We start from the raw sequence: 13,825 nt of genomic DNA, 5'->3' as shown, positions 1-13,825 counted from the left end.
CAGCTCCTTGACCTCGTTGGCCACCACCGCGAAGCCCTTGCCCGCCTCGCCGGCCCGCGCGGCCTCGATCGTGGCGTTGAGCGCCAGCAGGTTGGTCTGCTCGGCGATGCTGGTGATCACCTTCACCACGTTGCCGATCTCCGCGGAGGACTCGCCCAGCTTGTCCACGGTGGCCTTCGTCGTCGCGGCCGCGGTGACCGCCCGGTTCGCGACCTCGCTGGCCTCGGCCGCGTTGGTGGCGATCTCCCGGATCGAGGCACCCATCTGCTCCGCGCCGGCGGCCACGGTCTCCACGCTGCGGGACACCTCCTCGGCGGCCGAGGCGACGACACCGCCCTGCGTCGAGGTCTCCTCGGCCGACGCCGAGATCTGCGCGGAACTGGCGCTCAGCTCCTCGGACGAGGAGGCGACGGCGTGCGCAGAGGACGCGACGCCGGCCATGACCACGCGGAGGTTCTCCTGGGCGGTGTCCAGCGCGGCGGCCATCTGGCCGACCTCGTCCTGGGAGGTGACGCCGGTGGCCATGGTGAGGTTGCCGTCGGCGAGCGCCACGAGGGAACGCTTGACCGCCTGCACGGGCCGGGTCACCGACCTCATCGTCATCCGGCTGATGACCAGGACGACGGCGAGCGCCACGACCGCGACCACCAGGCTGACCTGCTGCGAGCGCGCGATGGCGTCGTCCAGCCGCACCTGGGCGGCGTCGCTCTCGGCGGCCAGGGCGTCCTTGGCCTGGCTGACGGCACCGTCGGTCAGGTCGTTGGCCGCCTGGATCTCCTCCCAGCGGGCCGACATCGCCACCGGGTCGGCCACCGCGAGGTCCACCCAGGCGGTGATGGCGTCGGTGTAGGCGCCGAAGCTCCCGGCCAGTCCGTCGACCGACTCGGCGGCCACGCCGGCCAGCGGGATCGTCGCGAGCTCGGCGAGCATCCCCTCCGGCGTGGCGATGTCGTCGGCCAGCTCGGTCAGTTGCGCGGCCGGGTCGGAGCGCACCAGCGTCTTGAAGCCGTCGACCTTCAGCTCGCTGGCGCGGGTGTCGAGCTGCAGGACGAGCTCCTCGGCCTCGTTGAGGTGCCGGAGGTCCGTGTTGGCCGTGCGGACCGCCGAGTTGCCGACCAGAACGGCGGTGAGGAGCCCGCCGAAGGCCAGCACGATGACGCCGACGAGGAGGCCGAACTTCACCGCCAGCGGGCGGTTGGCGAACCAGCCGGCGCGGCGGGGAGCGGGAGGAGGAGCAGCGGTGGATGTCACGGGGACCTCGCGGGGAAGAGAAGTGGCCCGGACGACCGAGCTGGACGACGAAAGTGTTGTCGCTCCACCGTTCCCACGACCGCACCGTGTCGCACAATTGCGCAATCGTGATGTGTGGGCATGGTCGACCGTCGATGTCGGAGCATTTGTCGACATCGCATTCCACGCGACCTCCCCGCCATTCCCGGGCCTCTCCGGAAAGGTGCAGGTCACCGTCGACCGGACGCGTGGATTGTCGACACCGCGGTGCGGTGACCCGGCACCCGGGACCAAGGTCCTGAAGCTCGCGGGACCGACACGTCTCGGTCGAATAGCCGCCGCCGGCGTCAGCCGAGCAGGTCGGCCAGCTGCTCCAGGAGCGCGCGGACGGCCGCCGGATCGGCCACCCGGTGGGCAGCCACCGTCTCGCCGTCACCGACCTTGACGGTGACGTCGTCGGGCCCCAGGGCGCGAAACGCGTCCTCGTCGGTGACGTCGTCGCCGAGGTAGAGCACGCCCCGCGCGCCGATCTCCGCGGCCAGCCGGCGCACCGCCGAACCCTTGTCCGCGTCGGTGACGGCCACCTCGAACACGTCCTTGCCCGGCTTCATCGTCAGTGACGGATCGACCGCCGCACGGGCGCGCTCCAGCAGCGCGGCGGCTGCCGAGCGGTCCGGGACCTGCCGCACGTGCACCGCCACGCTCGCGGGCTTGATTTCCAGGCGTGCGCCGGGCGTGCCGGTCACGAGAGGTTCCAGCCGGGCGGTCAGCTCGTCCCGCCGGCCGGCGAGGTCACCGGCCAGCGGACCGTCGAACTCGGCACCGTGGCTGCCGATCCAGCGGAGCTCCCCGGTGAAGCCGCTGGTGGCCCGGAGGTCGGCGAGGCCGCGGCCGCTGACCAGCGCGACGGTGACCCCGGGGACGGCGGAGAGCCGCTCGAGCACCTCGCCCGTCCCCGGCTCCGGAACCGCCTCCGACGGCACGTCGGCCAGCGGAGCGAGCACGCCGTCGTAGTCGCTGGCCACCAGCAGCGGCCGGCGGCCGGCCAGCGCCGCGAGCGCTACCCCGAGCTCAGGCGGGGGTGCGCTCACCCCTGTGCCCCGCCGCGGCCGGTGGACAGCGGCGCCGTCGCCCGGCCGACCGTGCGTCCCGTGGGCTGACCGGAGGCCTGGTCGTTCAGCGCCCGGAAGAACGAGCTGGCCCAGTGGTCCAGATCGTTCTTGGCCAGGTGGCGGCGCATCGCGCGCATCCGCTTGGCCCCCTCGGCGGGGTCCATGCGCAGGGCCCGCAGCAGCTGGCTCTTCACGCCGGCGATGTCGTGCGGGTTGACCAGGAAGGCCTGCTTGAGCTCGGCGGCCGCCCCGGCGAACTCGGACAGCACCAGGGCCCCGCCCAGGTCCCCGCGGGCGGCCACGTACTCCTTGGCCACCAGGTTCATGCCGTCGCGGTAGGGCGTCACCAGCATGACGTCGGCGGCCCGGTAGAGCGCGGCCAGCTCCTCCCGGGGCATCGACTGGTTGAAGTAGTGCACGGCCGGGCCGGCGATGGACCCGAAGACGCCGTTGATGTGGCCGACCTGCTGCTCGATGGTCTCGCGCATGTGCACGTAGTGCTCCACGCGCTCGCGGCTGGGCGTGGCCACCTGCACCAGCACGGTGTCAGGCGCCTCGACAGCGCCGTCCTCCAGCAGCTCCTCGAAGGCCTCGAGCCGCACGCCTATGCCCTTGGTGTAGTCGAGCCGGTCGACGCCCAGGATGATCTTCGCCGGGTTGCCCAGCTCCGCGCGGATCTCCTCGGCACGCGCGAGCACCTCGGGGGAGCGGGCGAGCTGGTCGAAGGAGTCGACGTCGATCGAGATGGGGAACGCCCGTGCGGCCACCGTGCGGCCGTCGTACTCGATCGTCGAGCCGCGGGCGGGGAGGTCGTGCAGCCGGCGGGCGAGCTGCACGAAGTTGGCCGCCGCCGCGGGCCGCTGGAAGCCGACCAGGTCCGCGCCGAGCAGGCCCTCGACGATCGCCGAGCGCCACGGCAGCTGGGTGAACAGCTCGTACGGCGGGAAGGGGATGTGCAGGAAGAAGCCGATGGTCAGGTCCGGGCGCTGCTGGCGGAGCATGGCCGGCACCAGCTGCAGCTGGTAGTCGTGCACCCAGACGATCGCGTTCTCCGCCGCGACCTCCGCAGTCCGCTCCGCGAAGCGCTTGTTGACCTGGACGTAGGTGTCCCACCAGTTCCGGTGGTACTCGGGCTTCTCGACGACGTCGTGGTAGAGCGGCCACAGCGACGCGTTCGACATGCCCTCGTAGTAGCGGTCGACCTCGTCCTCGGTGAGCGGGATGGGGACCAGCGACATGCCGCCGGACTCGAACGGCTCGGGCGCCTCGCCCGCGGAGCCCGACCACCCCACCCAGGCGCCGCCGCGACCTGCGACGAACGGCTCGAGCGCGGTGACCAGCCCGCCCGGGCTGCGCTGCCAGCGCGTGCTGCCGTCGGGGTCGGTGACCTGGTCCACCGGCAGCCGGTTGGCGACGACGACGACGGGGCTCTCGGCCCCGACATCGTTCTCCGTTCCAGCGGTCATACCGGATCGAACCCTACCCATGGCCGCCGGTCACAGCAGGCCGGCGGCCCCGTACGCGGCCGCGGCGGCCCCGATGCCCAGCAGGATCGTGCCGGCCAGGTAGCCCAGCGCCCGCGCCCGACGCCCCTGCTCGCCGAGCCGGACGACCTCGGCGCCGAGCGTGGAGAAGGTGGTGAGGGTGCCGCAGAAGCCGGTGCCCACCAGGGCCGCCACCCAGCCCGGGACGTCGGCCAGTCCCAGCAGGAACCCGAGCAGAGCGCTGCCGGCGACGTTGATCACCGCCGTGCCGGCCACCGAGCCGGCGCCTCGGCGGGAGGCCGCCAGTCGCTCGGCGAAGAGCCGGAGCGGCGCACCCACCATCGCGCCGAGGACCACCAGCAGCGGCGTCACGGTGCCGGCTCGCGCGCCGACCGGCCGGCCCGCAGCCCCAGGGCCGTGGCCAGGACACCGGCGATCACCGAGGCGAGCACGTACGCGGCCGCCGTCCCCGCCCGCCCGGCTTCGGCCAGCTGCACGGTCTCGACGGCGAAGGCGGAGTACGTGGTGAAGCCGCCGAGGACGCCGGTGCCGAGGAAGGGCCGCAGCCACGACGGGTCGGGGGAGCGCTGGAAGACGCGGCCGATCAGCAGCCCCAGCACCAGGCAGCCGAGGACGTTGACCAGCAGGGTGGCCCAGGGCCAGCCGCCGGTGTCGCGGGGCAGCGCCTCGGCCACGCCCCAGCGGGCGAGCGCGCCCAGTGCCCCGCCCAGCGCGGCGGCGACGTACCCCGACACGACCGCCCCCTGTCCGCCGTCCGCGACATCGGGCAGCATGCCATCGACGAGGGCGCACGTCGGCGTGGCCCCGGGGCAGCAGAGGAGAAGCCGTGGGTCCGCTCTCGGGAGTGCGTGTCGTCGAGTTCGCCGGCCTGGGGCCGGGGCCCTTTTGCGGCATGCTCCTGGCCGACCTCGGTGCCGACGTCGTCCGCATCGACCGCCGCGGGGGCGGCGGCGGTCTCGGGGCGACGTCGCTGCTCGACCGCGGCAAGCGCTCGATCGCGCTGGACCTCAAGGACCCCGCCGACGTCGAGGTGGTGCGGGCCCTGGTGCGGCGCGCCGATGTCCTGCTCGAGGGGTTCCGCCCGGGCGTGATGGAACGGCTGGGTCTGGGGCCCGACGAGCTGCTGGGGGAGAACCCGGCGCTGGTCTACGGCCGGATGACCGGGTGGGGGCAGACCGGCCCGCTGGCACCCACGGCGGGGCACGACATCGGCTACATCGCGCTGACCGGGGCACTGGGGGCCAGCGGGCGTCCCGACGAGCGCCCGGCACCGCCGATCAACCTGCTCGGCGACTTCGGTGGCGGGGGAGTGTTCCTCGCGCTGGGTGCCGTGGCGGCCCTGCTGCACGCCCGCGCGACGGGGGAGGGGCAGGTGGTCGACGCCGCGATCGTCGACGGCACCGCCGTCCTCACCACGATGATCCACGGGATGCTCTCCACCGGCGGCTGGCAGGACGAGCGGGGCGTGAACCTGCTGGACACCGGTGCGCCGTTCTACGACGTCTACCGCTGCGCCGACGGGCAGTTCCTCGCCGTCGGGGCCCTGGAGCCGCAGTTCTACGCCGCGCTGCTGCAGGGGCTGGGCGTCGCGGGCGACGAGACCTTCCCCGACCGCTACCAGCCCGAGCAGTGGCCGGCCCTGCGCGAGCGGTTCACCGAGCTGTTCGCCGGCCGCACCCGCGACGAGTGGTGGCAGGTCTTCGCCGGCACGGACGCCTGCGTGGCGCCGGTGTGGTCGCTGGTCGAGGCCACCCAGGACGAGCACAACCGCGAGCGCGAGGTGTTCGTGGAGGTGGACGGCACGGTGCAGCCCGCCGTCGCCCCGCGGTTCTCCGTGACCCCCGGCGCCGTCGGCTCGGTGCCCCGGGCCGGCCAGCACAGCGACGAGATCCGCGCCGAACTCGGCCTCTGATCCGCTTTTCCGCGGTAAAGCGTCCCGCTTTACCGCGGAAAAGCAGGATCAGCGGCGGCGGGTCTCGGGGAAGAGCAGGTCGACGAACCGCTCGGCGGTGGGCTGGGGCTCGTGGTTGGCGAGCCCCGGCCGCTCGTTGGCCTCGATGAAGACGTACTCGGGCCCCGCCACGTCGGGCACCAGGAAGTCGATGCCCGTCACCGGGATGTCGAGCGCCTCGGCGGCCCGCACCGCCGCCGCGGCCACCTCGGGGTGCAGCTGGTCGGTGACGTCCTCGATCGTGCCGCCGGTGTGCAGGTTCGCCGTCCGCCGCACCTGGATGCGTTCCCCGTTCGGCGGGACGTCGTCCATCGCATAGCCCGCCTCGGCGACGACCTCCTCGGTCGTCGCGTCCACCGGGATCCGCGACTCACCGCCCGTGGCACGCTCCCGGCGCCGGCTGGTCGACCGGATCAGCTCCGTGACGGGCAGCCGCCCGTCGCCGATCACCTCCGCCGGTCGGCGGACGGCGGCGGCGACCACGGCCCGGTCGATGACCAGCACCCGCAGGTCCTGCCCGGGTACGAGCTCCTCGACCAGGACGTCGGGGCAGAACTGCAGGGCCAGGTCGACCGCGCGCTTCAGCCCCGCCTCGTCCTGGACGCCCACGGTGATGCCGCGGCCCTGCTCCCCGCGGGCGGGCTTGACCACCACGGACCCGACCTCGGTCATCAGCGCCAGCGCGTCGTCCAGCTCGCCGTCGCCGGCCAGCACCCCGCGGGCGACGCGCACCCCGGCGCGCTCCATGACCCGGCGGGTGACGCGCTTGTCGTCGCAGCGGCTCATCGCGACGGCGGTGGTGAACTCCGAGAGCGACTCGCGCGTGACCACGGTCCGGCCGCCGACCGACAACCGCATCTCGCCCCACTCCGCGTCGGTCACCTCGACGCGGATGCCCCGCCGCAGCGCCTCCTCGGCGATGATCAGGGCGTAGGGGTTGAGCTTCTCCAGGCCCGGCGGCCGGGCGGCGAACAGCGGCGTGTTGATCGGGTTCTTGCGCTTGACGCAGACGGCGGACACCCGGTGGAAGCCGAGCTTGCGGTAGAGCCGGATCGCACCCTGGTTGTCGTGCATGACCGAGAGGTCGAGGTAGGCCCGGCCGCGGCCGACGTAGCGCTCGGCCAGCACCCGGACGAGCGCCTCGCCGGTGCCGGGCGGGGCGTCCTGGTTGTGGACGGCGAGGCACCACAGGCTCGTGCCGGCCTCCGGATCGTCGAAGGAGAGCGCGTGGTCCACCCCGGTGACCGTGCCGATGATCTTGCCGGTGCGCTGGTCCTCGGCCACCAGGTAGGTGAACGCGCGCGTGCGGTGGTTGCTCCACATGACGTCGGCGTCGCCGAGCACCATGCCGTTGAGGGCATAGATGTCGTTGATCGCCTCCATGTCGGCGCGCGAGGTCGCGGTGCGCACGAAGACGTCGCGGATGAGCTCGTGGCGAGGCCGGTAGCGGTGCAGGTCCAGCCGGTAGGTGTAGCTGGGGTCGATGAACAGCTCGTCGGGCGCCAGGCCCACCAGCACGTGCGGGTCACGCGGGTAGATGCAGATGTCCCGTTCGCCGGTCTCCTCCGCCCGCAGCGCGTGGACGATGCCGGTCAGGTCCGAGAACGTCTGACCCATGACCAGCCGGCCCCAGCCCATGTCCAGGACGACGTCCTGCTGCATCCCCTGCCGCTGGTGCTCGGAGGGTTCCCGCCACGACCGGTCGGTCATGGCCGGGGTGCTGGCCACGGCCGTCCGGCGCCGATGGCCGGCGAGCCGGGATGCCATCGCGATCTCCCTCATCCCACGTGCGTCTGGAGCCAGAGCTCGAGGAGCCCCAGCTGCCAGAGCTTGTTCCCGCGCAACGGCGTCAGCTCGCCGTTCGGGTCCGCCAGGAGCTCGCGCGCGTACTCGGGGCGGAACAGACCCCGGTCGCGGGCGGACTCGCTGGTCAGCGCGTCACGGACCAGGCCCAGGACCTTGCCCTCGAGGTGGGTGATCGACGGCACCGGGAAGTAGCCCTTGGGCCGGTCGATCACCTCCGGCGGGATGATCCGCCGGCCGATCGCCTTGAGCACGCCCTTGCCGCCGTCGGCCAGCTTGAGCTCCGGCGGGCACATCGCCGCCAGCTCCACCAGGTCGTGATCCAGGAAGGGCACGCGGGCCTCCAGGCCCCAGGCCATGGACATGTTGTCCACCCGCTTGACCGGGTCGTCGACCAGCATGATCTCGCTGTCCAGGCGCAGCGCGGCGTCCACGGCGGTCTCCGCGCCCGCGGCCTCCATGTGCGCCCGCACGAACGCCAGGCTCGGGTCCTCGGCGAGGGCGTACCGGTCGGAGACGACCCCGCGCATCTGCGCGTGGTCGCGGTCGAAGAAGGCCTTGGCGTAGGTCCGGACCGCCTCCTCCCGGCCGACGCCGGCCAGCGGTGGGTACCAGTGGTAGCCGGCGAACACCTCGTCGGCGCCCTGCCCGGACTGGACCACCTTGATCGTCTGCGAGACCCGCTCGCTGAGCAGGTCGAAGGCGACGACGTCGTGGCTGACCATGGGCTCGGCCATGGCGCCGATGGCGTGGCCGAGGGCACCGGCCAGCTCGTCGGACCCGACCCGGATGCGGTGGTGGTCGGTGCCGAAGCGCTCGGCGATCACGTCGGAGTAGGCGAACTCGTCGCCCTCGTGCCCGCCGACGGACTCGAAGCCGATCGAGTACGTGGCCAGGCCGGTCTGCCCCTCCTGGGCCAACAGCCCGACGATCAGGCTGGAGTCCAGCCCGCCGGACAGCAGCACGCCGACGGGGATGTCGGAGACCAGGCGCCGGCGGACGGCGACCCGCAGCGCCTCCTCGATCGCGTCCTCCCAGTCGCGGGCCGACCAGTTCGCGTGCTCGGCCCGGCGCTCGTAGGTGGCGTTCCAGTAGCGGTGCTCGGTGCTCGTCCCGTCGGCCTCGACGATCCGCACCGTGGCGGGCGGCAGCTTGCGGACGCCGTTGAGGATCGTCCGGGGCGCCGGGACGACGGCGTGCCAGGACAGGTAGTGGTGCAGCGCGACCGGGTCGATCGAGGTGTCGACGTCGCCGGCGCGCAGCAGGGCCGGCAGCGTCGAGGCGAACCGCAGCCGCTTCCCGGGCTCCTCGGCCAGGTAGAGCGGCTTGATGCCCAGCCGGTCGCGGGCCAGCACCACCCGGCCGGTGTCCCGCTCGGCGATGACGAAGGCGAACATCCCGTGCAGGTGCGACACGACGTCGGTGCCCCAGTGGTGGTAGCCCTTGAGGATCACCTCGGTGTCGCTGTGCGAGAAGAACCGGTAGCCGTGGCCCTCGAGCTCGGCCCGCAGCTCCTGGTAGTCGTAGATGCAGCCGTTGAAGACGGCGGTGAGCCCGAGCTCGTTGTCCACCATCGGTTGGGAGCCGCAGGTGGAGAGGTCGATGACGGACAGCCGGCGGTGGCCGAACGCCACGCGGCCGTTGCTCCACGATCCCTGACCGTCCGGTCCGCGGGGCACGAGGGCCTCCACCATGCGTGCGACGGCGGTCGTGTCCGCCGTCGATCCGTCGAAGGTGATCTCGCCGCAGAGGCCGCACATGCACAACGATCTAACCCGCTGGACGGAGTTCACGCCCCCCGGGGAGCAAGATCACACACAGTCGTAACAAGGTTCCACGTGGAACCGCCGGGAGGGCCACCACCGCCGTGGCGGCCCCCCCGGGATGGTCAGCTTCCGGTCAGCCGGGCGACCGCCGCGACGACGTCCACCAGGCCGGTGCCCTTGTCGTACGACGTCGTCCGGCCCCCCACCGTCGCGTACGGGGCGCCGTCGGTGAACCGGTGCGCGGTGCCGGTGAGGGCCGCCTCGACCTCGGCCGGGGTGGCGCCAGGGTCGGCCTGGAAGAGCTGGGCCACGATGCCGGCGACGTGCGGCGCCGCCATCGACGTCCCGCTGATGGTGTTGAAGGTGCCGACGTCCAGCAGGCCGGGGCCGTTGCGGAAGTCCAGCCCGGTGGCGCAGATCGGCAGGTAGGGCCGGCAGGCCGAGGTGATGGTGTCACCGGGGGCGGAGAGGTCCGGCCACGTGGAGGCGTCGGCCGCTGCGCCACGGGAGGAGAACTCGCTGACGACGCCGTCGCGGGTGCCGGTCTCCTGGTCGGAGTACGAGGCGACCGAGAGGATGCCGCCGGTCGGGTCCTGCCCGGGCGGGTTGGTGACCGAGGCCGAGCCGTCACCGCCGTCGTTGCCGGCGGCCCAGACCGTGACCACGCCCTCGGCGGCCAGCGCCCGCTGCAGCTTGACGGTGGCCGAATTCGGGTCGAACGCGCCGCCACCGGTCGGGCCGTAGCTGTTGTTCGTCACCTTGATCGGCGGGCAGACGGTGGGGGAGACGCCGGGCCCGCACGGGGCCTCGTGGTTCTCCAGCACCCAGTTCAGCGCCGAGTCCGCGCCGACGATGAGCAGCACCGCGCCTGTGGAGATGGACACGAGGCTGGCGCCGGGGGCCGCGCCCTGCAGCCGGCCGCCGTCGGACAGCGTCGTCGGCCGCCCTGCCACGATCCCGCTCACGTGCGTGCCGTGCCCGCCGAGGGAGAGCGTGTCGGTGTCGACGACCTTCGGCACGCGCACGACGCAGTCCGGGCTCGTGCTCGCCTCGACCAGGCACAGGCTCTTGAGGTTGGCGACGACGGCGCTGCTGCCGTCGGGATTGCGGAAGTAGGGGTGGTTCGGGTCGATCCCGGAGTCGATGACCGCGACGGACACGCCGCTGCCGTCCAGGGCCTCGCCGTTCGCACCGGTCAGCGTGGCGGCGGCCTCCGCACCGCGGGTGGCGACGTTCGACGTCTCCTGGGCCATCTCGATGGGCGTGTTGCCCTCGAGGTAGGTCACCCCGGGCTGCGTGCGCGCGGACTCGATCTGCCCGGCGGTGCCCGTGGCGACGACCACGCCGATCCGCTCGAACTCGGTGACGGCGCGCATGCCGGTCGCGGCGACGGCGGCACGGGCGGCCTCGGCGTCGACGCCGTGCACCAGGACCGTCGTGCTGCCGGTCAGGCTGCCGAGCTGGTCGGCCAGGAACTCCTGGACGGGCGCCAGGGCTTCCCCGGACGGCGCGGCGGACGCGGGGGCGGCGGCCAGCGCGGCGACGACGGCCGCTCCACTGACGGCACCGAGGAGACGGCGGGACGAGCGGCGCATGGACCCTCCAGGCGGGACACGACGATGTGTGCCCTGCCCCAACGACGGCCCGCTCGGGTGGTTACCGGCCGGTTCAGCCGTAGTAGAGGGCGACCGGCTTCCCGTCGATCTCCCGGACGTCGACCGGGGTGTCGTAGACCGCGCCCAGGACCTCGGGCCGCATGATCTCGCGCGCGGGCGCATCGGCCACGACGACACCGTCGCGCATGGCCACGATCCGGTCGGCGTACCGGGCCGCCACGTTGATGTCGTGCAGCACGACGACGATCCGCTTGCCCAGCTCGTCGGCCATCCGGCGGATCAGCCGCATGATCTCGGCCATGTGGCGCAGGTCGAGGTTGTTCAGCGGCTCGTCGAGCAGGACGTACTTCGTGTCCTGCGCCAGCACCATGGCGATGAAGGCCCGCTGGCGCTGCCCCCCGGACAGCTCGTCGAGGAACCGCCCCCGGTAGGCGTCGAGGTCGAGGTAGCTGATCGCGCGCTCGATGTGGTCGCGGTCCTCCACCGTGAGGCGGCCGCGCGAGTGCGGGAAGCGGCCGAACTCGACGAGGTCCCGCACGGTCAGGCGCGCGGCGACGTGGTTGTCCTGCCGGAGCACGGCGAGCGTGGTGGCCAGCGTGCTCGACGCCGTCGTCGCCACGTCCATGCCGTCCACGGTGACCCGGCCGCCGTCGGGCTTCAGCAGCCGGCCGACGAGGCCGAACAGCGTCGACTTGCCGGCGCCGTTGGGCCCGATCAGCGCCGTCACGCCTTCCTCGCCCAAGGAGATCGAGACGTCGTCGACGACGGTCTGGCTCCCGTAGCGCTTGGTGACGTTCTCGAGCGCGATCACCGCGCCCCCTTCCGCAGCACGAGGTACAGGAAGAACAAGCCGCCGGCGAAGTCGATGACGGTGGACAGGGTGCCGCCGTAGCCGAAGACGCGTTCGAGGACGAGCTGCCCGCCCAGCAGGCAGACCATCCCGAGCAGCACCGCGGTGGGCAGCGTCCAGACGTGCCGGAAGGAGCCCGCCCAGGAGTAGGCGAGGTTGGCCACGATCAGGCCGAAGAAGAGGATCGGCCCCACCAGGGCGGTCGAGGCGGCGATCATCACCGAGACGCTCACGAACAGCACCATGACGACGCGGCGGTGGTCGACGCCGAGCCCCACGGCAGCCGGCTCGCCGAGCGCGAGCACGTCGAGGGTGCGCCGCAGCGGCACGACCGCCGCGCAGGCACCGGCAACCAGGACGGCGGAGAGCGCCAGCAGCGTCTCGTCGGGCCGGGTGAGCGAGGCGAACATCGCGTCGGAGAGCACCTGGAAGTCCAGCGGGTCCAGCATCCGCTGCATCCACTCGGTGAAGCTGCGGAAGAACGTGCCCAGCACGATGCCGACGAGCAGCATGAGGTGGATCGAGCGCCGCTTCCCGCCGAAGAGCCAGGTGAACAGCAGCACGCTGAACGCGACCATCACGACGACCTGGACGAGCCACAGCGTGAGCTCGTCGAACGCCAGGAACGCGGCCGAGCCGGAGAAGAAGACGATGACGGTCGAGATGAGCACGTAGAAGGCGTCGAACCCCATGATCGACGGGGTCAGGATGCGGTTCTGCGTGATGGTGTGGAACACGACCGTGGAGACGCCGACCGCCGTCGACACGACCAGCATGGCCAGCACCGTGCGGCTGCGGATCTCCAGGGCGAAGGACAGCGAGCCCGGCACGTCGCTGAACAGGTAGACCGCGGTCAGGACCAGGACGACGCCGCCGAGGGCGGCCAGCCGGGTCCACGGCTGCGCCCACGCGGCGGCGAGCCGGGACGGCGCCGGTGCCGGGGCGGGCGCGGGGCGGGCCGTCGCGGTGGGGTCAGTGAGCACGGCTCCCCCTGCGCAGCAGCAGCCACAGGAACAGGACCGCGCCCACGACGCCCACGATCACCGACAGCGGGATCTCGTAGGGCATGCGCACGACGCGGGCGATCAGGTCGCAGGCCAGGACGAACACGGCCCCGGTGCCGGCGACCCACGGGATGGCACGGCGCACGTTGTCGCCGATGATCAGGCTGACGACGTTGGGCACGACCAGCCCGAGGAACGGGATCATCCCCGCCGTGACCAGGACCGCGGCCGTGATCACCGCGATGACCAGCATCCCGACGGCCACCACCCGGCGGTAGTCCAGGCCCAGGTTGGTCGCGAACTCCTCGCCGAGCCCGATGACGCTGAACCGGTCGGCGGCGATCCACGCGACGACGACCATGGCGCCGGCGATCCAGAGGAACTCGTACCGGCCCTGCATGATCGTGGCGAAGCTGCCCTGCGACCACTGGCCGAGGGACTGGAGGAGGTCCAGCCGGTAGGCGAAGAACGTCGTGACGGCGCCGACGACGCCACCGAGCATGATGCCGACCAGCGGGACGAGCACCAGCTGGCGGACGGGGACGAAGCGCACCACGCGCAGGAACACCCACGTGCCGACCAGCCCGAAGGCCGCCGCCACGCCCATCTTGCCGACAACGGCGAGGCCGGGGAAGAACACCATCGTGGTGAGCATCCCGAGGGACGCGAACTCGGTGACCCCCGTGGTGCTGGGCTCGACGAACTTGTTCCGCACCAGCATCTGCATGATCAGGCCGGCGATGCCCAGCGAGGCGCCGACCAGGATCACGGCGAGCGTGCGGGGGATGCGGCTGGCCACGAGCAGGAAGGCCGCGTCGCTGTCGGGGCCGCCGGTGAGCACCGACGCCGGCGACACGTCCGAGACCCCCACGAACAGGCTCGTGAGCGCGAGGACGACGAGCAGCACGCCGACGAGCACCCCCACCCAGGAGCGGCGGGGCCGCAGGTGGGGGAGGGTGCTCGTCGAGGTCCGGTCGAGCGTGGTCAC

The 13,825-nt window shown here is 72.6% G+C and carries 12 protein-coding genes; 1 reads left to right on the top strand and 11 read right to left on the bottom strand.

Annotated elements, in window-relative coordinates:
• The 5 genes from BLS70_RS18145 to crcB form a co-directional block, all read right to left on the bottom strand.
• Window positions 1-1,251 (bottom strand): methyl-accepting chemotaxis protein (locus BLS70_RS18145; protein WP_143030449.1); only part of this gene is annotated, 1,251 nt, incomplete at its 3' end.
• Window positions 1,252-1,577: 326 nt separating this feature from the next.
• On the bottom strand, window positions 1,578-2,321 hold the full coding sequence (gene otsB / locus BLS70_RS18140) for a trehalose-phosphatase (protein ID WP_091770779.1): 744 nt from the start codon (window positions 2,319-2,321) through the stop codon (window positions 1,578-1,580).
• Window positions 2,318-3,808 carry an alpha,alpha-trehalose-phosphate synthase (UDP-forming) gene (locus BLS70_RS18135; protein WP_255362563.1) on the bottom strand — a complete coding sequence of 497 codons (1,491 nt, stop codon included), beginning with the start codon at window positions 3,806-3,808 and terminating at the stop codon, window positions 2,318-2,320. The genes otsB and BLS70_RS18135 overlap by 4 nt, the downstream gene beginning before the upstream one ends.
• Before the next feature lie 30 nt (window positions 3,809-3,838).
• Window positions 3,839-4,198 (bottom strand): fluoride efflux transporter FluC, encoded by a 360-nt coding sequence (locus BLS70_RS18130; RefSeq protein WP_091770777.1) that lies wholly within the window; start codon window positions 4,196-4,198, stop codon window positions 3,839-3,841.
• Window positions 4,195-4,620 carry a fluoride efflux transporter CrcB gene (gene crcB, locus BLS70_RS18125; protein WP_091770775.1) on the bottom strand — a complete coding sequence of 142 codons (426 nt, stop codon included), beginning with the start codon at window positions 4,618-4,620 and terminating at the stop codon, window positions 4,195-4,197. The genes BLS70_RS18130 and crcB overlap by 4 nt, the downstream gene beginning before the upstream one ends.
• Window positions 4,621-4,673: 53 nt before the next feature.
• Here crcB and BLS70_RS18120 point away from each other — a divergent pair, with 53 nt between their 5' ends.
• Complete coding sequence (locus BLS70_RS18120; protein WP_091770773.1) at window positions 4,674-5,759, top strand: CaiB/BaiF CoA transferase family protein; 1,086 nt, start codon at window positions 4,674-4,676, stop codon at window positions 5,757-5,759.
• A 48-nt stretch (window positions 5,760-5,807) separates the two neighbouring features.
• Here BLS70_RS18120 and ngg read toward each other — a convergent pair whose 3' ends face one another.
• The 6 genes from ngg to BLS70_RS18090 form a co-directional block, all read right to left on the bottom strand.
• Window positions 5,808-7,565 (bottom strand): N-acetylglutaminylglutamine synthetase, encoded by a 1,758-nt coding sequence (ngg, locus tag BLS70_RS18115; RefSeq protein ID WP_218122481.1) that lies wholly within the window; start codon window positions 7,563-7,565, stop codon window positions 5,808-5,810.
• Window positions 7,566-7,576: 11 nt separating this feature from the next.
• A complete protein-coding gene (locus BLS70_RS18110) occupies window positions 7,577-9,361 on the bottom strand; it encodes an N-acetylglutaminylglutamine amidotransferase (RefSeq protein ID WP_091770769.1) in 1,785 nt (594 codons plus the stop codon).
• A 128-nt stretch (window positions 9,362-9,489) separates the two neighbouring features.
• Window positions 9,490-10,962 (bottom strand): S8 family serine peptidase, encoded by a 1,473-nt coding sequence (locus tag BLS70_RS18105; protein WP_091770767.1) that lies wholly within the window; start codon window positions 10,960-10,962, stop codon window positions 9,490-9,492.
• 73 nt (window positions 10,963-11,035) lie between these two features.
• A complete protein-coding gene (locus tag BLS70_RS18100) occupies window positions 11,036-11,794 on the bottom strand; it encodes an iron ABC transporter ATP-binding protein (RefSeq protein WP_091770765.1) in 759 nt (252 codons plus the stop codon).
• Window positions 11,791-12,816 carry an iron chelate uptake ABC transporter family permease subunit gene (locus BLS70_RS18095; protein ID WP_091770763.1) on the bottom strand — a complete coding sequence of 342 codons (1,026 nt, stop codon included), beginning with the start codon at window positions 12,814-12,816 and terminating at the stop codon, window positions 11,791-11,793. Before BLS70_RS18095 ends, BLS70_RS18100 begins: the two co-directional genes overlap by 4 nt.
• Entirely contained in the window at window positions 12,806-13,825 is a 1,020-nt protein-coding gene (locus BLS70_RS18090) for an ABC transporter permease (protein ID WP_218122480.1), read from the bottom strand. The genes BLS70_RS18095 and BLS70_RS18090 overlap by 11 nt, the downstream gene beginning before the upstream one ends.

Origin of the sequence: Blastococcus aurantiacus (assembly GCF_900102425.1) — a bacterium.
Lineage (GTDB): Bacteria > Actinomycetota > Actinomycetes > Mycobacteriales > Geodermatophilaceae > Blastococcus > Blastococcus aurantiacus.
This window is presented reverse-complemented; position numbering and strand designations above follow the sequence as displayed.